This window comes from Variovorax sp. DAIF25 (assembly GCF_050711835.1).
GTDB lineage: Bacteria > Pseudomonadota > Gammaproteobacteria > Burkholderiales > Burkholderiaceae_C > Variovorax.
In genome coordinates this window covers 6,759,338-6,782,908 of record NZ_CP136636.1, presented here as the reverse complement: position 1 = coordinate 6,782,908, position 23,571 = coordinate 6,759,338, and the positions used below count along the sequence as shown (strand labels likewise).

The 23,571-nt window shown below is 63.8% G+C and carries 17 protein-coding genes, 2 tRNA genes and 4 rRNA genes; 10 read left to right on the top strand and 13 right to left on the bottom strand.

Annotation, left to right across the window (positions count from 1 at the left end; translation table 11 throughout):
• Window positions 1-69 precede the first annotated feature (69 nt).
• From rrf (R0232_RS31420) to rrf (R0232_RS31395), 6 genes are all read left to right on the top strand, one after another.
• Window positions 70-182: ribosomal RNA gene (gene rrf, locus R0232_RS31420) — 5S ribosomal RNA — on the top strand.
• Window positions 183-721: 539 nt separating this feature from the next.
• Window positions 722-2,256: ribosomal RNA gene (locus tag R0232_RS31415) — 16S ribosomal RNA — on the top strand.
• 89 nt (window positions 2,257-2,345) lie between these two features.
• Window positions 2,346-2,422 (top strand) — tRNA-Ile (locus R0232_RS31410).
• Between the two features lie 30 nt (window positions 2,423-2,452).
• Window positions 2,453-2,528, top strand: a tRNA-Ala gene (locus R0232_RS31405).
• A gap of 316 nt (window positions 2,529-2,844) precedes the next feature.
• Window positions 2,845-5,715, top strand: a 23S ribosomal RNA gene (locus tag R0232_RS31400).
• A 140-nt stretch (window positions 5,716-5,855) separates the two neighbouring features.
• Window positions 5,856-5,968: ribosomal RNA gene (gene rrf / locus R0232_RS31395) — 5S ribosomal RNA — on the top strand.
• The 16S, 23S and 5S rRNA genes sit together here with 2 tRNA genes alongside, the layout of an rRNA operon.
• Window positions 5,969-6,133: 165 nt before the next feature.
• On the opposite strand, the gene R0232_RS31390 is transcribed toward rrf (R0232_RS31395), so the two are convergent.
• The 5 genes from R0232_RS31390 to hppD all read right to left on the bottom strand — a co-directional run bounded on the left by R0232_RS31390 (window position 6,134) and on the right by hppD (window position 11,772).
• On the bottom strand, window positions 6,134-7,063 hold the full coding sequence (locus R0232_RS31390; protein WP_431510575.1) for an MBL fold metallo-hydrolase: 930 nt from the start codon (window positions 7,061-7,063) through the stop codon (window positions 6,134-6,136).
• Complete coding sequence (locus R0232_RS31385; RefSeq protein WP_208510954.1) at window positions 7,064-8,761, bottom strand: AMP-binding protein; 1,698 nt, start codon at window positions 8,759-8,761, stop codon at window positions 7,064-7,066.
• A gap of 159 nt (window positions 8,762-8,920) precedes the next feature.
• Complete coding sequence (gene phhA, locus R0232_RS31380; protein ID WP_093348323.1) at window positions 8,921-9,793, bottom strand: phenylalanine 4-monooxygenase; 873 nt, start codon at window positions 9,791-9,793, stop codon at window positions 8,921-8,923.
• A 15-nt stretch (window positions 9,794-9,808) separates the two neighbouring features.
• On the bottom strand, window positions 9,809-10,615 hold the full coding sequence (locus R0232_RS31375) for a transporter substrate-binding domain-containing protein (RefSeq protein WP_431510574.1): 807 nt from the start codon (window positions 10,613-10,615) through the stop codon (window positions 9,809-9,811).
• Window positions 10,616-10,644: 29 nt separating this feature from the next.
• Complete coding sequence (gene hppD, locus R0232_RS31370) at window positions 10,645-11,772, bottom strand: 4-hydroxyphenylpyruvate dioxygenase (RefSeq protein ID WP_209543890.1); 1,128 nt, start codon at window positions 11,770-11,772, stop codon at window positions 10,645-10,647.
• Window positions 11,773-11,921: 149 nt separating this feature from the next.
• Here hppD and R0232_RS31365 point away from each other — a divergent pair, with 149 nt between their 5' ends.
• The 4 genes from R0232_RS31365 (at window position 11,922) to lnt (ending at window position 15,755) form a co-directional block, all read left to right on the top strand.
• Window positions 11,922-12,395, top strand: a complete 474-nt coding sequence (locus R0232_RS31365) for an Lrp/AsnC family transcriptional regulator (RefSeq protein ID WP_057596999.1) — start codon at window positions 11,922-11,924, stop codon at window positions 12,393-12,395.
• A 109-nt stretch (window positions 12,396-12,504) separates the two neighbouring features.
• Window positions 12,505-13,233, top strand: a complete 729-nt coding sequence (locus tag R0232_RS31360; protein WP_431510573.1) for an N-acetyltransferase family protein — start codon at window positions 12,505-12,507, stop codon at window positions 13,231-13,233.
• A gap of 120 nt (window positions 13,234-13,353) precedes the next feature.
• Window positions 13,354-14,232 (top strand): HlyC/CorC family transporter, encoded by an 879-nt coding sequence (locus tag R0232_RS31355; RefSeq protein WP_057596996.1) that lies wholly within the window; start codon window positions 13,354-13,356, stop codon window positions 14,230-14,232.
• Window positions 14,232-15,755 carry an apolipoprotein N-acyltransferase gene (lnt, locus tag R0232_RS31350; protein WP_431510572.1) on the top strand — a complete coding sequence of 508 codons (1,524 nt, stop codon included), beginning with the start codon at window positions 14,232-14,234 and terminating at the stop codon, window positions 15,753-15,755. Before R0232_RS31355 ends, lnt begins: the two co-directional genes overlap by 1 nt.
• A gap of 1 nt (window position 15,756) precedes the next feature.
• On the opposite strand, the gene R0232_RS31345 is transcribed toward lnt, so the two are convergent.
• From R0232_RS31345 to R0232_RS31310, 8 genes are all read right to left on the bottom strand, one after another.
• Window positions 15,757-17,136 carry an FAD-binding oxidoreductase gene (locus tag R0232_RS31345; RefSeq protein ID WP_398501501.1) on the bottom strand — a complete coding sequence of 460 codons (1,380 nt, stop codon included), beginning with the start codon at window positions 17,134-17,136 and terminating at the stop codon, window positions 15,757-15,759.
• Between the two features lie 7 nt (window positions 17,137-17,143).
• Complete coding sequence (locus R0232_RS31340; RefSeq protein ID WP_093348306.1) at window positions 17,144-17,947, bottom strand: ABC transporter permease; 804 nt, start codon at window positions 17,945-17,947, stop codon at window positions 17,144-17,146.
• Window positions 17,944-18,774 carry an ABC transporter ATP-binding protein gene (locus tag R0232_RS31335; RefSeq protein ID WP_431510571.1) on the bottom strand — a complete coding sequence of 277 codons (831 nt, stop codon included), beginning with the start codon at window positions 18,772-18,774 and terminating at the stop codon, window positions 17,944-17,946. The genes R0232_RS31340 and R0232_RS31335 overlap by 4 nt, the downstream gene beginning before the upstream one ends.
• Before the next feature lie 13 nt (window positions 18,775-18,787).
• Window positions 18,788-19,768, bottom strand: coding sequence for an ABC transporter substrate-binding protein (locus R0232_RS31330; protein WP_431510570.1), 981 nt, complete (start codon window positions 19,766-19,768; stop codon window positions 18,788-18,790).
• A gap of 65 nt (window positions 19,769-19,833) precedes the next feature.
• The gene (locus tag R0232_RS31325; protein ID WP_093348298.1) at window positions 19,834-20,697 is read right to left on the bottom strand and encodes a creatininase family protein; all 864 of its coding nucleotides are present in this window, start codon (window positions 20,695-20,697) and stop codon (window positions 19,834-19,836) included.
• Between the two features lie 39 nt (window positions 20,698-20,736).
• Window positions 20,737-22,029 carry an amidohydrolase family protein gene (locus tag R0232_RS31320; RefSeq protein WP_431510569.1) on the bottom strand — a complete coding sequence of 431 codons (1,293 nt, stop codon included), beginning with the start codon at window positions 22,027-22,029 and terminating at the stop codon, window positions 20,737-20,739.
• Window positions 22,026-22,613, bottom strand: a complete 588-nt coding sequence (locus R0232_RS31315; RefSeq protein ID WP_093348294.1) for an NAD(P)H-dependent oxidoreductase — start codon at window positions 22,611-22,613, stop codon at window positions 22,026-22,028. Before R0232_RS31315 ends, R0232_RS31320 begins: the two co-directional genes overlap by 4 nt.
• A gap of 123 nt (window positions 22,614-22,736) precedes the next feature.
• Window positions 22,737-23,417 carry a TetR/AcrR family transcriptional regulator gene (locus R0232_RS31310; RefSeq protein ID WP_177239444.1) on the bottom strand — a complete coding sequence of 227 codons (681 nt, stop codon included), beginning with the start codon at window positions 23,415-23,417 and terminating at the stop codon, window positions 22,737-22,739.
• Window positions 23,418-23,571: the final 154 nt, after the last annotated feature.

Here is a 23,571-nt window from a genome sequence, read left to right as displayed (position 1 = left end):
GCGCGTGCTGATTCAAAACTCTATGAATTCGTTTGGTTGATCACGTGATCAGCCAGACAACCCTTTATGCCTGATGACCATAGCGAGTTGGTCCCACTCCTTCCCATCCCGAACAGGACAGTGAAACGACTCAGCGCCGATGATAGTGCGGGTTCCCGTGTGAAAGTAGGTCATCGTCAGGCTCTTACAGCCCGGAAAGGCCCAACACAGTGTGTTGGGCCTTTCTTATTTATGTGAGCACCTCATAAGTGCGAGCAAGACGAGCGAAGCATCCGGCACTCTGCAGGTTGTCAGCACTGTCGGTAGCGAGTCTTCGGGCGAGTTGCAGGCAGGTCGAAAAAACTTCTCTCGAAGTTGACGCAAGTTCAAAAAGCTGTGCATAATCGAGGGCTTCGCTGGACGGCTTCAGCGGCGGATGACGAGAGTTGTTCTGCTGGGGTTTGAAGGTGAAGGGGTTGAAAAAAGTTTGACGATTCTTTAAAAATCGTGTTAGACTACAAGGCTTCGCTGATCGCAGCGAGCAAGACGAAGTAAACGATGAGTTGCTTCGGTGATCGTTAAAAAATTACAGCCGATAAGCGTGGGCGTTTGAAGGTAATTGCGTAAGTTCTTCGGAACAAGTCGCAAGACTTAAAACGCTCATGAGAATAGAAGTGAAGTTCACTTCAATTCCGTTTTTGTGAGTTTTGCTTGATCGCGAGATCAGGCGCAAATCAAGATCGAACTATAGAGTTTGATCCTGGCTCAGATTGAACGCTGGCGGCATGCCTTACACATGCAAGTCGAACGGCAGCGCGGGAGCAATCCTGGCGGCGAGTGGCGAACGGGTGAGTAATACATCGGAACGTGCCCAATCGTGGGGGATAACGCAGCGAAAGCTGTGCTAATACCGCATACGATCTACGGATGAAAGCAGGGGATCGCAAGACCTTGCGCGAATGGAGCGGCCGATGGCAGATTAGGTAGTTGGTGAGGTAAAGGCTCACCAAGCCTTCGATCTGTAGCTGGTCTGAGAGGACGACCAGCCACACTGGGACTGAGACACGGCCCAGACTCCTACGGGAGGCAGCAGTGGGGAATTTTGGACAATGGGCGCAAGCCTGATCCAGCCATGCCGCGTGCAGGATGAAGGCCTTCGGGTTGTAAACTGCTTTTGTACGGAACGAAACGGCCTTTTCTAATAAAGAGGGCTAATGACGGTACCGTAAGAATAAGCACCGGCTAACTACGTGCCAGCAGCCGCGGTAATACGTAGGGTGCAAGCGTTAATCGGAATTACTGGGCGTAAAGCGTGCGCAGGCGGTTATGTAAGACAGTTGTGAAATCCCCGGGCTCAACCTGGGAACTGCATCTGTGACTGCATAGCTAGAGTACGGTAGAGGGGGATGGAATTCCGCGTGTAGCAGTGAAATGCGTAGATATGCGGAGGAACACCGATGGCGAAGGCAATCCCCTGGACCTGTACTGACGCTCATGCACGAAAGCGTGGGGAGCAAACAGGATTAGATACCCTGGTAGTCCACGCCCTAAACGATGTCAACTGGTTGTTGGGAATTCACTTTCTCAGTAACGAAGCTAACGCGTGAAGTTGACCGCCTGGGGAGTACGGCCGCAAGGTTGAAACTCAAAGGAATTGACGGGGACCCGCACAAGCGGTGGATGATGTGGTTTAATTCGATGCAACGCGAAAAACCTTACCCACCTTTGACATGTACGGAATTCGCCAGAGATGGCTTAGTGCTCGAAAGAGAACCGTAACACAGGTGCTGCATGGCTGTCGTCAGCTCGTGTCGTGAGATGTTGGGTTAAGTCCCGCAACGAGCGCAACCCTTGTCATTAGTTGCTACATTTGGTTGGGCACTCTAATGAGACTGCCGGTGACAAACCGGAGGAAGGTGGGGATGACGTCAAGTCCTCATGGCCCTTATAGGTGGGGCTACACACGTCATACAATGGCTGGTACAAAGGGTTGCCAACCCGCGAGGGGGAGCTAATCCCATAAAACCAGTCGTAGTCCGGATCGCAGTCTGCAACTCGACTGCGTGAAGTCGGAATCGCTAGTAATCGTGGATCAGAATGTCACGGTGAATACGTTCCCGGGTCTTGTACACACCGCCCGTCACACCATGGGAGCGGGTTCTGCCAGAAGTAGTTAGCTTAACCGCAAGGAGGGCGATTACCACGGCAGGGTTCGTGACTGGGGTGAAGTCGTAACAAGGTAGCCGTATCGGAAGGTGCGGCTGGATCACCTCCTTTCTGGAAACAAGCAATTTAATTTAAACGCCCACACTTATCGGTTGTTGGAAGAAGTCGGTTGTCTTCGATTTCGAAGATGATTGGCGAATGGGTCTGTAGCTCAGCTGGTTAGAGCACCGTCTTGATAAGGCGGGGGTCGTTGGTTCGAGCCCAACTAGACCCACCAAATCTTCTGATATCTCGTGTGTGAGAGTTTGGGGGATTAGCTCAGCTGGGAGAGCACCTGCTTTGCAAGCAGGGGGTCGTCGGTTCGATCCCGTCATCCTCCACCACAACCAATAATCGGTTCCCTCGGAACGTTTCAACACCAAAGCGGCTTCCTGCGAAAGCATGAGGCTTCTTTGTTGTTGATCAGGATCTCTTGATCAATCGGCTGTTCTTTAAAAATTCATAGAGTTGAATCAGCGTTGCTGACGGAAAGAGCTTCATGGCTCACCGTGCCGTCAGCAACTTGAATTTTTGATTGCGTCAATATGAACTTCAATTTCGAGTCAAATCGATTTATGAAGACGGCATAACGCGCCAGGTGAAAGACCTGGCAATTCCTTGATTGACTTTGGTTTCTGTGAAGAAACGTCAAAGTTATAGGGTCAAGTGAATAAGAGCACGTGGTGGATGCCTTGGCGATGATAGGCGACGAAGGACGTGATAGCCTGCGATAAGCTTCGGGGAGCTGGCAAATTAGCTTTGATCCGGAGATTTCCGAATGGGGAAACCCACCGAAAGGTATCGCATAGTGAATACATAGCTATGCGAGGCGAACCGGGTGAACTGAAACATCTCAGTAGCTCGAGGAAAAGACATCAACCGAGATTCCGAAAGTAGTGGCGAGCGAAATCGGAAGAGCCTGCTAGTGATAGCACAAGACTTATCAGAACGGCTTGGAAAGGCCGGCCATAGTGGGTGACAGCCCCGTACGTTAAAAGACTTGTGTGGTACTGAGCTAGCGAAAAGTAGGGCGGGACACGTGTAATCCTGTCTGAATATGGGGGGACCATCCTCCAAGGCTAAATACTCATCATCGACCGATAGTGAACTAGTACCGTGAGGGAAAGGCGAAAAGAACCCCGGGAGGGGAGTGAAATAGATCCTGAAACCGCGTGCTTACAAAAAGTAGGAGCCCGCAAGGGTGACTGCGTACCTTTTGTATAATGGGTCAGCGACTTACATTCAGTGGCAAGGTTAACCGAATAGGGAAGCCGTAGAGAAATCGAGTCCGAATAGGGCGATCAGTCGCTGGGTGTAGACCCGAAACCAAGTGATCTATCCATGGCCAGGATGAAGGTGCCGTAACAGGTACTGGAGGTCCGAACCGACTAGTGTTGCAAAACTAGCGGATGAGCTGTGGATAGGGGTGAAAGGCTAAACAAACTTGGAAATAGCTGGTTCTCTCCGAAAACTATTTAGGTAGTGCCTCAAGTATTACCTTCGGGGGTAGAGCACTGTTTTGGCTAGGGGGTCATGGCGACTTACCAAACCAAGGCAAACTCCGAATACCGAAGAGTACAGCTTGGGAGACAGAGCACCGGGTGCTAACGTCCGGACTCAAGAGGGAAACAACCCAGACCGCCAGCTAAGGTCCCTAAAATTGGCTAAGTGGGAAACGAAGTGGGAAGGCTAAAACAGTCAGGATGTTGGCTTAGAAGCAGCCATCATTTAAAGAAAGCGTAATAGCTCACTGATCGAGTCGTCCTGCGCGGAAGATGTAACGGGGCTAAGCCAGTTACCGAAGCTGCGGATTTGCAATTTATTGCAAGTGGTAGGAGAGCGTTCTGTAAGCCTGTGAAGGTGCGTTGTAAAGCGTGCTGGAGGTATCAGAAGTGCGAATGCTGACATGAGTAGCGTTAAAGGGGGTGAAAAGCCCCCTCGCCGTAAGCGCAAGGTTTTCTACGCAACGTTCATCGGCGTAGAGTGAGTCGGCCCCTAAGGCGAGGCAGAGATGCGTAGCTGATGGGAAACAGGTCAATATTCCTGTACCGATATACAGTGCGATGTGGGGACGGATCTTAATAGGTCATCCGGGTGTTGGATATCCCGGTTTAGTTGGATGTAGGCGTGCATTAGGCAAATCCGGTGCACATATACCGAGGCCAACGATCGAGCGAGCTTGCTCGCGAAGTGACTGAACGAGGTTCCAGGAAAAGCCACTAAGCTTCAGCTGTATACGACCGTACCGCAAACCGACACTGGTGCGCGAGATGAGTATTCTAAGGCGCTTGAGAGAACTCAGGAGAAGGAACTCGGCAAATTGACACCGTAACTTCGGAAGAAGGTGTGCCCTATTAGTGTGAAGTGAACAACGGAGCATGAATGGGTTGCAAAAAATCGGTGGCTGCGACTGTTTATTAAAAACACAGCACTCTGCAAACACGAAAGTGGACGTATAGGGTGTGACGCCTGCCCGGTGCTGGAAGATTAAATGATGGGGTGCAAGCTCTTGATTGAAGTCCCAGTAAACGGCGGCCGTAACTATAACGGTCCTAAGGTAGCGAAATTCCTTGTCGGGTAAGTTCCGACCTGCACGAATGGCGTAACGATGGCCACACTGTCTCCTCCTGAGACTCAGCGAAGTTGAAATGTTTGTGATGATGCAATCTCCCCGCGGAAAGACGGAAAGACCCCATGAACCTTTACTGTAGCTTTGTATTGGACTTTGAACAGATCTGTGTAGGATAGGTGGGAGGCTTTGAAGCAGGGTCGCTAGATCTTGTGGAGCCAACGTTGAAATACCACCCTGGTGTGTTTGAGGTTCTAACCTAGGTCCATTATCTGGATCGGGGACAGTGCATGGTAGGCAGTTTGACTGGGGCGGTCTCCTCCCAAAGCGTAACGGAGGAGTTCGAAGGTACGCTAGTTACGGTCGGACATCGTGACGATAGTGCAATGGCATAAGCGTGCTTAACTGCGAGACTGACAAGTCGAGCAGATGCGAAAGCAGGACATAGTGATCCGGTGGTTCTGTATGGAAGGGCCATCGCTCAACGGATAAAAGGTACTCTGGGGATAACAGGCTGATACCGCCCAAGAGTTCATATCGACGGCGGTGTTTGGCACCTCGATGTCGGCTCATCTCATCCTGGGGCTGTAGCCGGTCCCAAGGGTATGGCTGTTCGCCATTTAAAGAGGTACGTGAGCTGGGTTTAAAACGTCGTGAGACAGTTTGGTCCCTATCTTCCGTGGGCGCTGCAGATTTGAGGAAGCCTGCTCCTAGTACGAGAGGACCGGAGTGGACACACCTCTGGTGTATCGGTTGTCACGCCAGTGGCATTGCCGAGTAGCTAAGTGTGGAAGAGATAACCGCTGAAAGCATCTAAGCGGGAAACTCGTTTCAAGATGAGATCTGCCGGGGCCTCGAGCCCCCTGAAGAGTCGTTCAAGACCAGGACGTTGATAGGTCAGGTGTGGAAGCGCAGTAATGCGTTAAGCTAACTGATACTAATTGCTCGTGCGGCTTGACCCTATAACTTTGATCAGAAGATCAAGGTGTTATGCCAAGTTGACGCATTCAAAATACATTCAAATAACGCCACCGCGCGTGCTGATTCAAAACTCTATGAATTCGTTTGGTTGATCGCGTGATCAGCCAGACAACCCTTTATGCCTGATGACCATAGCGAGTTGGTCCCACTCCTTCCCATCCCGAACAGGACAGTGAAACGACTCAGCGCCGATGATAGTGCGGGTTCCCGTGTGAAAGTAGGTCATCGTCAGGCTCTTACAGCCAAAAAAGCCCCAACCAATCGGTTGGGGCTTTTTTCTTTGCAGAAACGAAAAAGCGCCCCGTCCACGACAGGGCGCTTTTTTATTGCCGGATCATTGGCGGCGCTTTATTTGAATGAAATCGGGACGCCGTAGACAGGCCCGACCATTTCAAGAATTCAGAGGTTCCGAACCTCGTCTTCCGTGATTTCAGCAGCCCGCGCAGCGACGAGTTCGGCCAAGATCTCCTGCGCCAAGACATCCAGCGACACGCCCTCGAAGAACCGGGCGCACACCATGGCCAGATAAGGCGTCTCGCGCACCCAGGCCATCCAGTCGCCACGCGACATCCGCTGCTTTTCCAGCAGCTTGAACTTGATCAGCACCTTGATCGCATGCCGCGCGTGCTTGACGGGATCCCGCTGCAGCCCCTGGAGCCGTCGCCGCGCCACCTTCAGCGCGGCTTCCACGTCCGTGAAGATCGATCCGTGCCCCGGAATCACGATCAATGGCGCCAGGCGCTCGATCAGATCCAGGGTGGCCGCCATCTCTCCGAACGACGGTTCCCCCTTCAATTCCGGAAACGCGATACCGAACCCGCTCTCCCACAGCGCATCAGCCGACGCCAAGGTCCGCGACACAGGCTCGAAAAGAATGACCGAATGCGAATCGTGACCGGGCGCCGCATGAATCTGCCAGCATAGTCCACCGACATCGCGTTCGGTCCCGGGCTGCAGTAACCCGGAGACGTGAAACCGCGGACAGCTCTGCCCCGTCGCCCTGAAGCTCAGCCCTTCTTCATCCCAGCGCTCCACCAGCGCGGCCTCGCCCGGCGGGATCTCGATGCGAAGGTCCGGATAGCGCGCCTGCAGCGCCGCATTCCCGCCGCAATGGTCGCTGTGCAGGTGCGTGTTGAGCACCCGGTCCAGCGGCCGCCCGTCCAATGCCGACTCGACCAGCGCCACCGTCTGCTCGGCGTGCGCCACATATCCGGTATCGATCAGCGCCGTCTCATCGGCGCCGACCACGAGAATGTTGTTGGACGATAGCCACCCTCGCTCGAGCACGACGACATTCGCCGGTAACCCGGCGACCGCCGCCGCGCTCATTCAATGGCCCGCGGAAGCGGTGGTGCGGAGTTCGCGGCGCAGGATCTTGCCGACGTTGGTCTTGGGCAGCGCATCGCGGAATTCGATGTGCCGTGGGCGCTTGTAGCCGGTGAGTTGTCCATTGCAGTATTGCAGCACAGCCTCCTCGGTCAGGCTCGGGTCGCGGCGCACCACGAACACCTTGATCGCCTCGCCCTGCTTCTCGTCGGGCACGCCGATGGCCGCGCATTCCACCACGCCGGGGCACAGCGAGATCACGTTCTCGAGCTCGTTCGGGAACACGTTGAAGCCGCTGACCAGGATCATGTCCTTCTTGCGGTCGACGATGCGGCTGTAGCCGTCTTCCTGCATCACGGCGACGTCGCCGGTGCGCATGAAGCCGTCGGCGGTGAAGGCCGCCGCCGTCTCGGCCGGCTGGTTGTAGTAGCCCTTCATCACGTTCGGACCCTTGATGCAGAGCTCGCCCGATTCGCCGATCGGCATCGAATTGCCTTCATCGTCCTTGATCGCGATCTCGATGCTCGGCAACGGCAGGCCGATGGTGCCGGTGAACTTGGTGTTCGACACCGGGTTGTTGGTGCCGATCGCGCAGGTCTCGCTCATGCCCCAGCCTTCGATCATGGGGCAGCCGGTGGCCTCGAACCAGCGCTTCGCCGTGCCCTCCGAAGCGGCCATGCCACCGGCCTGCGAGACGAACAGCGTCGAGAAGTCGATGGTCTTGAACTCGGGATGCATCAACAGCGCGTTGAACAGCGTGTTCACCGCCGGCAGCATGTGGAAGGGTCGCTTCTTCAGCACTGCGATGAACTTGTCGAAGTCGCGCGGGTTCGGCACCAGCGTCATGTGCGAGCCCTGGCGGATCACGAGCAGGCACAGCGTGAGCGCGAAGATGTGATACAGCGGCAGCGCAGCGATGCTGTTGACCTTCGCGAGGTCGCCCGCGCGCGCGAGCGCCGGCGTGAACCAGGCCTCGGCCTGCAGGGTGGCGGCCACGATGTTGCGATGCGTGAGCACCGCCCCCTTCGACAGCCCGGTCGTGCCGCCCGTGTACTGCAGGAAGGCGATCGAGTCGAGCGTGCTCTTGTCGGCCGCCAGCGTGCGGCCACGCCCTTCGGCGAGCGCCTGCGAGAACGGCGTGACCGTGCGGCCATCGCTCAGCGGCAACTTGAACGGCGGCACCATCTTCTTCAGATGCCGCACCGCGAGCGTGATCCAGCTGCCGTAGAGGCCGCCGAGCAGGTCGCCCATCGCCGTGATGACCACGTGCTTCACGGGCGTCTTCTCGATCACCTGCTCGAGCGTGGAGGCGAAGTTCTCGAGGATCACGATCGCCGTCGCGCCCGAGTCCTTGAGCTGATGCTCGAGCTCGCGCGCGGTGTACAGCGGATTGACGTTCACGCAGGTGTAGCCCGCGCGCAGCACGGCACACATGGTGACCGCGAACTGCGGGATGTTCGGCAGCATGATCGCCACCCGCGCGCCGGGCTCGAGCCCGCGCGACTGCAGCCAGGCGCCGAGTGCCTTCGACTGCGCATCGAGCTCGCCGTACGACATCCAGCGCTCCATGCACACCGAGAACGGGCGGTCGGCATAGCGGCCGAAAGCCTCATCGAACATGTGGGAAAGCGATCGGTACTGCTCGGGATCGATCTCGTGCGGTACGCCGGCCGGATAGTGCTGTCGCGCGGATGTCTGCATGCAAGCTCCTTTGGCGCGGATTGTGGGAGCCGCACAGGACAAGCGACCAGCGGGCTTGTCCTAGGTAAATGCATCGGCTGTCGCCTGCGCGATAGCTGCCGATCGATGCATGGAGCGAACGGGAGCCGCGCACTTCGGCACGGCTGCCGAAAAAGAAGCTCAGGCCTTGCCGGATTCGCCGGGCTGCAGCACGCCGGCCGGAATGTCGGTCGCCGTCTCCAGCGCCCGGTACAGCGGCGCGAAGTCGGGCTCGGTCAGGTCGAACAGCTGCGCGAAGCTGTCGATGACGAAGTAGTTGGCCTGGTAGGTGTCGATCTTGTAGAGCGTGCGCATGGTGCGCAGCAGGTCGAGCGGCAGCCGCAGCGGCTCGTTCGAGCGCACCGCATGCTGCAGCTCGCCGACCGAGCTCAGGATGCCGGCGCCATAGGCACGCAGTCCATCGGGCTGGCGGATCAGCCCGAACTCCACCGTGTACCAGTACAGCCGCGCCAGCTTCTCGCCGGCATCGAGTTCGTGGGCCTTGATGCCGCCGGCGCCATAGCGCTGCACGTAGTCCGCGAAGGTCGGATCGAACAGCATCGGCACGTGCCCGAACAGGTCGTGGAACACATCGGGCTCGACGATGTAGTTGAACTCCTCGGGCTTGCGGATCCAGTCGGTGACCGGAAACTTGCGGTTCGCGAGCAGCGTGAAGAAGGGCAGCTCGGGAATCAGCCCCGGCACCGCCACGATCTCCCAGCCGGTGGCCTTGTGCAGCCGCTCGTTGAGCTCCTCGAAGCGCGGGATGCGGTCCTTCACGCCCAACAGCGGCAGCGCCTTGATGAAGGCATCGCAGGCCAGCCCCGGCAACTGCGCGGCCTGGCGCTCGTAGAGCCGCTTGTAGGTGTCGTGGTCGGCCGCCGTGTAGCTGGCCCAGTCCTGCGCGCAGGTGTAGTCGGCCTGCACCGTGCCGCCGCGCGAATAGTCGCCGCGCGGCGGGCGATCGGAGGCGCCGTAGACGGCGGGCGTGACGACGGTGGCAGGGGTGTCCATGGGTGCTTCGGTTGATTACTTGAGCCAGCGGTCCATGACGCGCTGGAAGTCGCCGCCGGCCTGCTGAAGGTGCAGCCATTGGTCGACATAGGCCTTGAAGGCCACATCGTCGCGCGGCAGCATCCAGGCCATTTCGCCATACTGCAGCGGCTTGTCGGGATTGATCGCGCACAGGCCCGGCTTGAGCTTCTGCTGCACGATCGCCTCGGCCGACTCGGTCACGAACACGTCGGCGCGGTTGGCGAGGATCTCGTCGAAGATCGTCACGTTTTCGCCATGCAGCGTGAGCCGGGCCTGCTTGAAGTTGGTGCGGGCGAAGCGTTCGTTGCTGCCGCCCGGATTGAAGATGACGCGCGTGGCCGGCTTGTCGATGTCGGCCACGCTCTGGTACTTGGCCACGTCGGCGCAGCGCGCGATCGGCGTCTTGCCGTTGACCATGTAGGGCGCGCTGAAGAAGGCCCGCTTCTGGCGGTCGGTGGTCACCGACACGCCGCCCACGGCGATGTCGCACTTGCCGGCCGCGAGGTCGGGCAGCAGGTTGGCCCAGGTGGTCTTGATCCACTCGGGCTTGGCGCCCAGGCTGGCGCTGAAGCCGGCCATCAGGTCGACGTCGATGCCTTCGAACGAGGCGTCGGCCTTCTGGAAGCTGAAGGGGCGGTAGTCGCCCGGCGTGCAGAGGCGCAGCACGGCCGCCTTCTGCACGCTGTCGAGGTGCGAGCCCGAGGCGCTGGCGGCCGGCGCGCCTCCCGGCCCCGCCGCGCATCCCGAAAGAACGACCGCCGCAGCGAGGGGGGTCAGGCCGATCGAGAGGATGTTGCGCATGCGGAGCTCCTGGAGGGTGGAAGGAGCGCTTATTTTGCGGCGGTCAGCACGCCGCGGCGCATCTGGTCGAGCTCGATGCTCTCGAACAGCGCCTTGAAGTTGCCGTTGCCGAAGCCGTCGTCGCCCTTGCGCTGGATGAACTCGAAGAAGATCGGGCCGAGCTGGTTCTCGCTGAAGATCTGCAGCAGCAGCGCGTCCTTCTTGCCGTCGATCAGGATCTTGCGCTTCTGCAGCTCTTCCACGCTCTCGCCGTGGCCCGGGATGCGCTTGTCGACCAGCTCGTAGTAGGTGTCGATGGTGTCCAGCAGGGTCACGCCCTTGGCGCGCAGCGCGTCGACCGTCTCGTAGAGGTCGTCCGAGCCCATCGCGATGTGCTGGATGCCCTCGCCCTTGTACATATCCAGGTATTCCTGGATCTGGCCGGCCTGTTCCTTGCCCTCTTCGTTGATCGGGATGCGGATCTTGCCGCAGGGGCTGGTCATGGCCTTGCTCTTCACGCCGGTGACCTGGCCTTCGATGTCGAAGTACTTGATCTCGCGGAAGTTGAACAGCTTCTCGTAGAAGCCGGCCCAGGTGTTCATGCGGCCGCGGTAGACGTTGTGCGTCAGGTGGTCGATGTAGGTCAGGCCGTTGCCCTTGGTGGTCAGGGCGTCCTGCGAGGCCACGCCCGGCAGCGGTTCGAAGTCGACGTCGTAGAAGCCGATGTTGCCGATGTCGCCGGGCTTCGCGCCGTTCTTGCCGGGCCAGCGGTCGACCAGGTAGATCAGGCTGTCGCCGATGCCCTTGATGGCGGGGATGTTCAGCTCGCCCGGGCCGGCCTTGTCGGCAAAGCCCCAGGCACCCAGCGAGGTGGCGCGCTCGTAGGCGGCCTTGGCGTCCTGCACGCGGAAGGCGATGGCGCACACGCTCGGGCCGTGCTCGCGCGCGAAGCGCTGCGCGAACGAATCGGGCTCGGCGTTCAGGATGAAGTTGATCTCGCCCTGGCGGTACAGCAGCACGTTCTTGTGGCGATGCTTGGCGATGGCCGTGAAGCCCATGCGCTCGAAGACCTTGCCCATGGCGACCGGATCGGGTGCCGCGTATTCGATGAATTCAAAGCCGTCGGTGCCCATGGGGTTGTCCCAGGGCGTGAAGGCGGGCGCGTCGGCGTGGCTCATGGCAGTCTCCGAAGAAGTGGGGATCGAGGGGAAAGTAAAAGGATGGCGGCTCGGCCAGTGCAGCAATGTAGGTCGACTGCCGCTCATGATTTCAGCGTTTGCGGGCGTGTTTCTTGGACCGATTGCAGGAAAAGTGCAAAAATCTCCTTATGGAAGCACTCGACAAGATAGATCGGCTGATTCTGCGCACGCTGCAAGCAGATGGCCGCGCCACCTACGACCAGATCGCCGAGCAGGTCAGCCTCTCGCCCAGCGCCGTGCTGCGCCGGGTCAAGCGGCTCGAGGAGCAGCGCGTGATCGACCGCTACGTGGCGCTGGTCAAGCCCGAGGCCGTCGGGCTGGGCCTCACGGCCTATCTCAACGTGCGGCTCGAAAAGCACACCGAGAGCCACAAGCGCAACCCGATGGACCTGTTCCGCGCCAGTGTGCAGACCTGGCCCGAAGTCGTCGAGTGCGCCGCCCTCACGGGCGAGATGGATTACCTGCTGCGCGTGGTCGTGGCCGACATGGCCCACTACAGCCGCTTCATCATGGACACCCTGCTCAAGCACCCGAGCGTGCAGGACTGCAAGACCAGTTTCGTGCTGGACCGTGTCAAAGCCACCACAGCCGTGCCGGTCTAGGCACGAAAAAGTTGCTCCGGGCACACGCTTTCGGGTATTGATTCACAAATGAGTCACGAAAGTGTCCCGCCGGGCTTGTGGGTTAAGGGAAAACCCTTACATTCAAGCCATGCTTACCGCCAAGGACCTCCTCAGGGCATCCCTCGGCCTCGGCTCTTTTCTGAAGGCGCCGATGGTTGAGGCCCAACCACGCGCCGTTGCCGCGCCGCAGCCCGTCATGGTGCCGATCCGCTCGATCGGCCCGCGCGAGCGCGAGCGCATCGCGCGCCACCTGCTGGCGCTCAGCGCCCACGACCGCTACCTGCGCTTCGGCTATGCCGCGGGCGACGAGCAGGTGCAGCGCTATGTCGACGGCCTCGACTTCGACCGCGACGAACTGTTCGGCATCTACAACCGCAAGCTCGAGCTGATCGCGATGGCCCACCTGGCCTTCGCGCCCGACGACCAGCACAGCGACTGCGCCGAATTCGGCGTTTCCGTCTCGGCCCATGCCCGCGGACGCGGCTATGGCGCCCGGCTGTTCGAGCGCGCCGTGGTCGTGGCGCGCAACGAAGGCGTGGGCATGCTGTTCATCCATGCGTTGAGCGAGAACGCCGCGATGCTCAAGATCGCGCGCAATGCCGGCGCCACCGTGGTGCGCAGCGGTTCCGAATCGGAAGCCCACCTGCAGCTGCCGAGCGCCACCTTCGACAGCCGCATGAGCGAGATCGCGCTCGAGCACTACGCGGCGGTCGACTTCCACCTCAAGACGCGCGCGAAGCAGTTCTGGGCCTTCCTGGCCAGCCTGCAGGAAGTCCGCAGCGGCGTGCGCGACGCGCGCGGCAAGTCGGCGCAATAAGGTCCTCGGGCGGCCCGGCCCTGCCCGGGAACGCTCCTTGCATACCCCCAGGCGGACCCGGTAGAGCCTGTCACATGCAATCCGGTATCCTTGCACTCCCCCCAACTACGCCCTCCCGCAGTGGCCGAACCTCACCCTGAACGCGCACCCGTCGAACGGGAAGACAAGCGCGGCTTTCTCCAGAAGCTCGCCGAATTCATCCATCCCGGTCCGGACTCGCGCGACGAGCTGATCGAAACCCTGGCGGATGCCGAAGACAACCAGGTGATCGGCGCCGAATCGCGCGTGATGCTCGAAGGCGTGCTGCGCATGGCCGACATGACGGCCGGCGACGTGATGGTCGCGGCACCGCGCATGGACCTGGTGAACATCGACGCGCCCTACGACGCGCTGCTGCACCTGGTCATCGACACCGCGCACTCGCGCTTCCCGGTGTACGAGGGCGAGAAGGAAAACATCATCGGCATCCTGCTCGCGAAGGACCTGCTCAAGCTGCAGCGCGCGCCGGGCCTGAACATCCGCGCGCTGCTGCGGCCCGCGACCTTCGTGCCCGAGAGCAAGGGCCTCAACGACCTGCTGCGCGAATTCCGCGGCAACCGCAACCACCTGGCGATCGTCATCGACGAGTTCGGCCGCGTGGCCGGCCTGATCACCATCGAGGACGTGCTCGAGCAGATCGTCGGCGAGATCGAGGACGAGTTCGACATCGCCGAGGACGAGGGCGACATCTTCGGCCTGGCCGACCACACCTACCGCGTCTCGGGCGACACGCCGATCGAGCGCGTGGCCGAGGCCTTCGGCATCGTGTTCGACGAGGAACAGCTCAGCGAGGACTTCGACACCATCGGCGGCCTGATCGCGCACGAAATGGGCCACGTGCCCAAGCGCGGCGAGCACCATGCGATCGGCGGCTTCGACTTCGTGGTGCTGCACACCAAGGGCGGCGCGGTGCGCTGGTTCAAGGTGTCGCCGGCCCGCGGCGGCGACGCGGCCGACTGATGCGCGCCGCACTGCTGGCGCTGGCCTTCCTGCTGGCCGGACTGGGGCAGGCCGCCTCGATCGCCTTGCCCGGCTCGGGCCGGCCGATGTGGCTGCTGCAGCTGGTGTCGCTCGGCGTCCTCGCCTTCGGGCTGCGCCGCCTGCGCGATCAGCACGCGGGCTGGCGCCGCGCCGGGCTGCATGCCTGGCTGTTCTCCACCGCCTGGCTCTGCGGCACCTTCTGGTGGCTCTTCATCTCGATGCACACCTACGGCGGCCTCGCCGCGCCGCTGGCCGCGATCGCGGTGCTCGCGCTCGCGGCCGCGCTCGGGCTGTACTACGCCTTGGCCGGTGCCTGGTTCGTGCGGCGCGGTCCGCGCGGCACGGTCATCGGCGCACTGGTCTTTGCCGCGCTGTGGACGCTGGCCGAGCTGGTGCGCGGCAGCTGGTTCACCGGTTTTCCCTGGGGCGCGGGCGGCTATGCGCATGTCGAGGGCCCGCTCTCGGGCTGGGCGCCGTGGGTCGGCGTCTACGGCATCGGCGCCGTCGCGGCCCTGGCTGCCGCACTGGTCGCGCTGGCACGGCCCGCGGCCCGCGCCGAGCTCGCGGGCGCCGCGTTGCTGATCGCCCTCGTGTTCGGCTTTCCGCTCGTGGCCCAGCCCTCGCGCGGCGAAGCCGCGGGCACGCTGCAGGTCGCGCTGCTGCAGGGCAACATCGCGCAGGACGAGAAGTTCGTCCCCAACGGCGGCATCGAGAACGCGCTGCGCTGGTACGGCGAACAGCTGCGCGATGCCAGGGCCTCGCTGGTGGTCACGCCCGAGACCGCGATCCCGCTGCTGCCGCAGCAACTGCCCACGGGCTACCTCGAGGCGATCCAGGCGCGCTATGCGAGCGGCAGCCAGGCGGCCGTGGTCGGCCTGCCGCTGGGCGACCGCCAGGGCTACACCAACACCGTGCTCGGGTTCCGGCCCGGAGCCGCCTCGGCCTACGCCTACAGCAAGCACCACCTCGTGCCCTTCGGCGAGTTCATTCCCTTCGGCTTCCGCTGGTTCATCGACATGATGAGCATCCCGCTCGGCGACTTCCGCAGCGGCGGCCTCGCGCAGCCCGCGCTCGCCTGGCAGGGCCAGCGCATCGCGCCGAACATCTGCTACGAGGACTTGTTCGGCGACGAGATCGGCGCCAACTTCCGCGACGCGGCGACGGCACCGACCATCCTGCTCAACGTCAGCAACATCGCCTGGTTCGGCGATTCGATCGCCATCGACCAGCATCTCGCGATCTCGCGCATGCGCGCGCTCGAGTTCGCGCGGCCGATGGTCCGCGCCACCAACACCGGTGCCACCGTGGTCATCGACGCCGAGGGCCGCGTGACCCATGCGCTGCCGCGGCTCACGCGCGGCGTGCTCGAGGCCTCGGTCGAGGGCCGCACCGGCCTCACGCCCTATGCGCGCTGGGTCGCGCACCTCGGGCTGTGGCCGCTGTGGGGCCTGGCCTGCGCGATCGTCGCGGTCGCCTTCGTGCGGCGCCGCCGCGCGGCCTGACTCAGGCCGCCACCGCGGCCGCGCGCGGCTTCACCGGCCAGTCGCGCAGCTTGCCGGGGTTCAGCAGGCCCAGCGGATCGAAGCGCCGCTTCACCGCGATCACCTCGGGCGGCAGCGGGCCGCCGGCCTTGCCGTCCTCGACGATGTTCACGTGCGGGTTGTTGATGTGCACCTCGTGCTCGCGGTGGATCTGCATGATCTCCTGCAGCCGTTCCTCGGTGCTGAAGCGCACCAGCTGCAGGCCGCTGCAGGTCATCAGGCCCGCCACGTTGCGGATGAACTCCAGGTGCATCATCACTTCGCCGCCGAGCAGCTTCTCCATCTCGATGACCTGCGCCACGTGGCGCCCCGGCACGAAGCCGCTCTGCAGGTAGGTCAGGGTCGGGTCGACCTTGAGCGCGTGCAGCGTCGTGTGGTTCCAGGTGAACTCCATCAGGGTGCGGTTGCTCTTCTGCACCTCGGCCGCGGTCTTGCGGTAGCTCACGGCGCCGCCGAAGCTCTCGACCAGTTGCAGCAGCGCCGGCTCGCTGGCCTCGGCCACCAGCGACAGCACCGTGTGGCAGCCCTTGGGCAGGTGCGCCGCGAGCTGCGCCAGGTGGTCGGAGATCGGCGCCGCATAGAACGACACCTCGCGCTTCACGATGCCCGGCGCGTTCGCGAGCCGGTCGGCGAAGTTCAGCGCGCCCTCGAAATCGGAGAAGGTCACGAGCGTCTCGAGCCACGGATGCGCGGGCGCCAGCGCGACCTCGAGTTCGAGCACCAGCCCGTTGGTGCCCCACAGGTGGTGCATGCGCATCGCCTCGGCGCCGCGCAGCTCCACCACCTGGGGTTCGGCCTCGATGGTCATCGCGCGGATGCCGAGCACGTTGCCGGGCGCGCCCAGCGGCCCGTAGTTGATCGAGCCCACGCCGCCGAAGCCGCCACCGAACAGGCCGCCGAGCGTGGCGCTGCGGTAGGTCGAGGGCACGCAGCGCATCTCCTGGCCGCTGGCCCTGGTCTGCTTCTCGAGCTCGCCCAGGCGGATGCCGGCCTGCGCGCGCGCCACGCCGGGCTGCACCCAGAGGCAGGCGTTGTAGCCGGTCATGTCGAGCACCACGCCGCCGGCCAGCGGCGTGGTCTGGCCGTAGTTGCCGGTGCCGCTGCCGCGCACGGTGATCGGCACGCCGTGGCGCGCGCAGGCGCCGACCACCGCGCGGATCTCGTCCTCGCTGCGCGGGCGCACCACCACGTCGGCGTGCTTGCCCTCGAGCTGGCGCTTGAGCACCGGGCTGAACCAGGAGAAGTCCTGCGACAACCGCACGACGCGGCCCTCGTCGGTGATCCAGTCGAGGTCGGGGAGTTCGAGCAGCAGCGGCCCGATGGAGGATTCTTGTGCGTTCATGTCGGGATCAGTCCTGGGAAAGTTCGCTCGCATGCCACGAGCCCAGCGCCACCTTGGTGAGCCAGGCCATCAGCACGAAGAGCGCGACGCCGGTGAGGGAAATCAGCAGCAGCGCGGCGAACATCCGCGGGATGTTCAGCTGGAAGCCCGCCTGCAGGATCTGGTAGGCCAGTCCCGCGCCCGAGCCGCCGGTGCCGGCCACGAACTCCGCCACCACCGCGCCGATCAGCGCGAGGCCGCTCGAGATGCGCAGGCCGCCGAAGAAGTAGGGCAGCGCGCTCGGGATGCGCAGCCGCACCAGTTGCTGCCAGCGCGTGGCGCGGTTGAGCTTGAAGTAGCTCTGCAGGTCGGGGTCGATGCTGCGCAGGCCCAGCGTGGTGTTGCTGATGATCGGGAACAGCGCCACCAGCGCCGCGCACACGGTCATCGCGGCCGTCGGGTTCTTGACCCAGATGATGATCAGCGGCGCCACCGCCACGATCGGCGTGACCTGCAGCAGCACCGCGTACGGAAAGAGCGCTGTCTCGATGCGCTTGCTCTGCACGAACAGGAACGAGATCAGCACGCCCGCCACCGTGGCGAGCACGAAGGACAGCACCGTGATCTTGAGCGTGACCAGCAGCGCGTTGCCCAGCGGTGCCCAGTCGGTCACCAGCGTCTGCAGCATCAGCCAGGGCGAGGGCACGAGGTAGGGCGGCAGCTCCATCGCCACCACCATCCATTGCCACAGCGCGATCAGCAGCAGGCCGATCGCCATCGGATAGAGCACGCGCTGCACGCGCGGCTGGCTCAGCAGCGGCGTGCGGCTCATCGCGCGTGCTCCTCGTCGGCATGGCTGGCACGCAGCAGGCTGTCCTGCAGCCGCTTCGCATGGCGCGCGAATTCGGGCGTGACCATGAAGTCGGCGCTGCGCGGATAGGGCTCGTCGATCTGGAACTGCTCGACCACGCGGCCCGGCCGCGCGGCCATCATCACCACGCGGCTCGAGAGGAACACCGCCTCGTGGATCGAGTGCGTCACGAAGATCACCGTGAGCTTCTTCTTGCGCCAGAGCTCGAGCAGGTCGGCGTCGAGCTTGTGGCGCGTGATCTCGTCGAGCGCGCCGAAGGGCTCGTCCATCAGCAGCAGGTCGGGCTGCGTGACCAGCCCGCGCGCGATCGACACCCGCATCTGCATGCCGCCCGAGAGCGCGCGCGGCAGCGCGCTGGCGAACTTCTCGAGGCCCACCAGCGCCAGCGACTCCATCACGCGCGCATCGGCCTCCTTGCGCGGCACGCCCGCCAGGTCGAGCGGCAGCCGCACGTTGGTCTGCACGCTGGCCCAGGGCATCAGCGTGGGCGACTGGAACACGAAGGACAGCTTGTGCGGGCGGTCATGCAGCTGCGCCACCGGCTTGCGCCACACCAGCAGCCGGCCGTCGCTGGGCTCGAGCATGCCCGCCACCATCTTGAGCAGCGTGCTCTTGCCGCAGCCCGAGGGGCCGAGCAGCGTGACGAACTCGCCCTCGGCGATCGACAGGTCGACCGGCAGCAGCGCCTGCGTGCCGTTGGGATAGGTCTTCTCGGCCGAGAGCACTTCCACCGCGGGCACGGCAGGCACCGTCGGCGGCGCGAGGGTGTGGGGGTCGATGCGGTTCATGGCGTGGCGACGATCAGGGCAATACCTTGGCGTCCTTCACGAACTCGGTCGTGTAGGTCTTCGCGAGCTCGACCTTGGCCGGGTCGAGCAGCTTGGCGCTCACGAGGAAGTCGTAGCTGGCCTTGGCGCGCGTGTCGGTCATCACGCCGATGCCGAGCTTGGCCGCGTCGCCGCCCGTGATCATTCCCATCTCCTTGAGCTTGGCCACGCTGTAGGCGAGCTGGTCGTCGGTCATGTTGGGGTTGTCCTTCTTGATCAGCGCGTTGGCGGGCGCGGGATCGGCGAGGTAGCTCTTCCAGCCTTCGGCCGAGGCCTTGACGAAGGCCGCGACCTGCTTGCTGCGCTCCTTCACCGTCTTCTCCATGCACGAGACGGTGGTGGCATAGGCCGGGAAGCCGTGGTCGCTAAACATCAGCACGGTGCTCTTCACGCCGGCCTTCTGGATCGCGTAGGGCTCGGAGGTCAGGTAGCCCTGCTGGGCCGTGTTCCTGTCGGCCACGAAGGGCTGGATGTTGAAGGTGTAGGGCCGGGTCTGCTCGTCCTTGAGGCCGAACTTGGCCTTGAGCCAGGGCCAGTAGCCGCGGTTGGCCTGCGCGCCGATCAGCAGCGTCTTGCCCTTGAGGTCCTCGAAGCCCTTCACGTCGTCGTGCGCGATCAGCACCTGCGGGTCCTTCTGGAAGAAGGCCGCCACGTTGACCACCGGCACGCCGCCCTCGCGCACCTGCATCATCTGGATGTCGCTCGAGCCCATGATGCAGTCGGCCTGGCCGGCCGCCATCATCTGCGTGATGTTGACCTGCGGGCCGCCCATCTTGATGGTCACGTCGAGGCCGTACTTCTTGTAGATGCCCTGCGCCACGGCCTGGTAGAAGCCGCCGTGCTCGGCCTGCGCGTACCAGTTGGTCATGTAGGTGAACTTGTCCTCGGCCTGCGCGGGCGCGGCGAGGAAGGCGATGGCGGCGGCGCCGGCCAGGGACAGTGCGAAGGAGCGCATGGGAGGACCTCTCTAGGGCGTGGGTGAAGAAAAAGGGGAAAGACGGGCCGATGCAAGAAGCAGGCTCAGGCCGGCGCGAAGGACTGCTGCACGAAGCCCTGCTGGTGGCCGCGCTCCCAGGTGGCTTCCTCGCGCACCACCCAGCGCAGCGCATGCAGCTCGGTCAGCGCCTGCACCCAGCTGTCGGACAGCGTGTCGAGGATCGCCTCGCCCTGCTCGCGCGTGGCGGTGGTCGGGTCGCCGATCACGCCGCTGGGTCCGAAGTCGCGCGCGGTCCAGGCGCAGGCCGGGCGGCCGTCGGCCGACAGCAGCTTGATCGGGAACGGCGGCGGGAAATTGGCCACCGCGCGCTCCATGTGCACCGTCTCGGGCGCGAGCGCAAGCATCAGCGCGGTCTCGGAATGGCCGGCATGCATCGCGAGCTTCTTCTCCTGCTCGCTGACCTGCTTGCTGGCCGCGCTCGGCAGGCGCGACACGCCGTGCGGCACCACCACGAAGTCGCCATGGCGCAGCCGCAGCTCGCGCGCCGCCATCTCGAGCACCTGCGGCTGGCCGCCGTGGCCGTTGGCGAACAGCAGCTTGCGAAAGCCCGCGCGGTAGACCGACTCGCCGATCTCGGTCACGGTCGACAGCAGCGTGGTGCCGGTCAGCGTCATCGTGCCGGGGAAGTGCAGGTGCTCTTCCGACTTGCCGTAGGTGATGGTGGGCAGCGCGAAGGCGCGCACCTCGGCCGGCAGCTTCTCGAGCGCCTTGCCCATCACGCCCGAGCTGATCACGCTGTCGACCGAGCACGGCAGGTGCGGGCCGTGCTGCTCGATCGCGCCGCAGGGCAGCACGATGACCGTGTTCTCGCGGTCGGGCAGCGCGGCGATCTCGGTCCAGCTCAGGTAGGGCAGGAAGCGGTGGGGAGGGATGTAGCCGTGGAGCATGGGGACGGTCCTTGGAGTGGTTCTGTTCGTTGAAGAGGCTCAGGCGTGCGCGGTCGGGTGCTCGCACCAGGCGGCGGGCACCTCGCCGTGCGTGACGCGGCCCGCGCGCAGCACCACGCGCGATGCGCTGCGCGAGGGCCAGCCGAAGCGGTCGGCCGCGCCGAAGAGCACGAGGTCGGCGGGCGCGCCGACGAGCGTCGGGCGTTGCACGCTGGCGTCGCGGCGCAGCCAGTCGGCGCGGCACAGCGCCTCCGACCAGGTCTCGAACGGCTCGTCGAGCTGCGCCACCAGCGCGGCCGTGCCCAGTGCTTCCACGGGGTCGAAGCTGCCGAGCCGGCAGAACGGGTCCTGCACGTTGTCGCTCGCGAACAGCAGCGGGATGCCGCGCTCGCGCGCCTCCTTCACCAGCGTGATGCCGCGCCGGCGCGGCGTGCGGCCGCTCACGGCGTCCTGCAGCAGCAGGTTGGTGGCGGGCAGCGAGACCACCGTGATCGGCGCGCGCGCCACGGCGTCGAGCGTGGCGAGCGCCTGCGCCTCGGGCTGTTCCGCGAGCGCGCAGACGTGGCCGCAGACCACGCGGCCTTCGTAGCCGATCTCGGCCAGGATGCGCGCGGTGGCCGCCAGGCCCGTGGCCGAGGCATTGAGCTCCTCGTCCACGTGCAGGTCGATGTCGAGCTCGCAGGCCTGCGCCGAGCGCAGCAGGTTGCGCAGCGCGTTCTCGCTCCAGTTGGTGGAGTGCACGAAGCCGCCGAGCAGCGCGTGCGGCCCGGTGGCCTTCACCTGCTTCGCGAGCCGCAGCGCCTGCGCCGCGTCCTCGAACAGCGGCAGCTTGATCAGGCTCACCTGCTCGAGCCGCACGCGGCCCGCCCATTCCTGCGCCAACTCGGCCATCACCGGCCAGGCCATCGGCAGGGCATCGGGCTCCCACCAGTCGACATGCGTGCGCACGTGCGTGGTGCCGCATTCCCAGGCCCATTGCAGTCCGCGTGCTGCGCGTTCGCGCACGTCGGCGGGCGTCCAGTTCACGCGGTCGGCCAGCATCGCATCGATGGCGCCGAGCAGGCCCGGCTGCACCGCCTTCATGCGCGGCAGCGTGAAGACCTTGTCGAGGTGCGTGTGGGCATCGACGAAGCCCGGCAGCGCGAGCGTGCCGCCGAGGTCCCAGCCCGCGGCGGGCGTTTCGGCAGCGTCGTCCGCGGGGCGCAGCGACTGCACGCGGCCGCCCTCGATCGCGAGCCGCGCGAGCGCCGGCACGCCGTCGCGCTGCGGCCAGTCGGCCGGCAGCAGCCAGCGCGGCAGGCGCACCCGGTCGAGCAGCACGGGCGCGCTCATGCGAAGCGCGCCATGGCGTTGCCGACCTTGGCCATGAAGCGCTTGAGCTGGGGCTCGGTCGCCACGTTCATGTGGTAGTGGGCGTGGTAGTCGACCTTGGCGCCATGGCCGGTCAGCCGCTTCATGTAGCGCGTGACGATCTTGCGCGGCGGGTCGCCCATGTACATCGCCACCCAGCGCGGGCGGCCGTAGGTGACCACGGCGCTGATGCGCTTGATGTGCGTGAGCATCGGCTTCACGTTGGCGGGGTCGCTGATGTCGAAGGCCACGCCCGGCATGAACAGCCGGTCGAAGTAGCCCTTGAGCATGGCCGGCAGGCCGAAGCACCAGGTCGGGAAGCAGAACACGATGCCCTCGGCCCACTGCAGCCGCTCGACGTAGGGCTTGAGCGGCAGCTGGTTGGCCGGCACCTCGTGGTAGCCCAGCCGCTCCTCGCGCGAGAGCACCGGATCGAAGCCCTCGGCATAGAGGTCGCAGTCGTCGACCTCGTGGCCGGCCGCGCGCAGGTTCTTCAGCACCTCCTGGTGCAGGGCGGCATGGAAGCTGGTTTCGACCGGATGGCAGTAGACGACGAGCACGCGCATGGTGTTTGACCGCTTAATCAGAGCAAGTGGTCAGGTTTAGCAAGCGACGTGCCAGCGCGGGCGCACCGGATTGGGGCCGGTGCGGTTCTGGCGGGGAGGAAAGCGCCCGGGCGGCGCGGGTGGCTAGCTGGCGCGGATGCCGCAGCCGGCCAGCACGAAGGCCACCAGCTCGCGCGCGATCGGTTCGCGGTCGATCGGCGCGTCGGGCGGCAGGCCCAGCATCACGCGGGTCTGGATCGCGTAGTCGGCGTAGCTCTGGGTCATGGCCCAGACGTGCATCAGCAGGATGCGCGCATCGAGCGGGCGCATCTGGCCGCGCGCGATCCAGCCGTTGATGATGTCGACCTTCTTCTGCGTCCAGGCGCGCGCGTTGGGCCAGTAGCGGTCGAGGTTGCGGCCGCCGTCGAGGATCTCGCGCGTGAAGATGCGCGACATCTCGGGGCTGTCGATCGCATGGTCGAGCTTCTTGCGGATGTAGTCGCCGAGCACCGTCGCCGGATCGCTCGCGTCCTCGAACGAGAACACCACCTTCCACGCATGCAGCACCTGCATCAGCAGTTCTTCGTACAGCTCTTCCTTGCCGACGATGTAGTAGTGCAGCTGCGGCTTGGTGAGGCCGGCGCGTGCCGCGATGGCCTGGGTCGAGGTGCCCTTCAGGCCATGCAGGCTGAACTCCGCGATGGCCGCGGCGCGGATCGCCGCCATGATGCGTTCGCGGCCCGGGCGCGCGCGCGACAGCGGCCCGTCGGGCGCGGGCATTTCCTGGGCGGTCGAGACGGGAAGGGCGGCGGAGTCGGCGTTCATGGCGAGGGAGTGGCGCGGCGTGCGCGCGGTCGATGGTAATGCCTGCGTCCCCACGGCCGCATGACCGCATGCCATGCCGGCATGGCCGCGCCGGGCAGCCGGGCATGGTTCATGTATCTTCTCGCCGCCTCGAAAAATTCATTCAACACAAGGA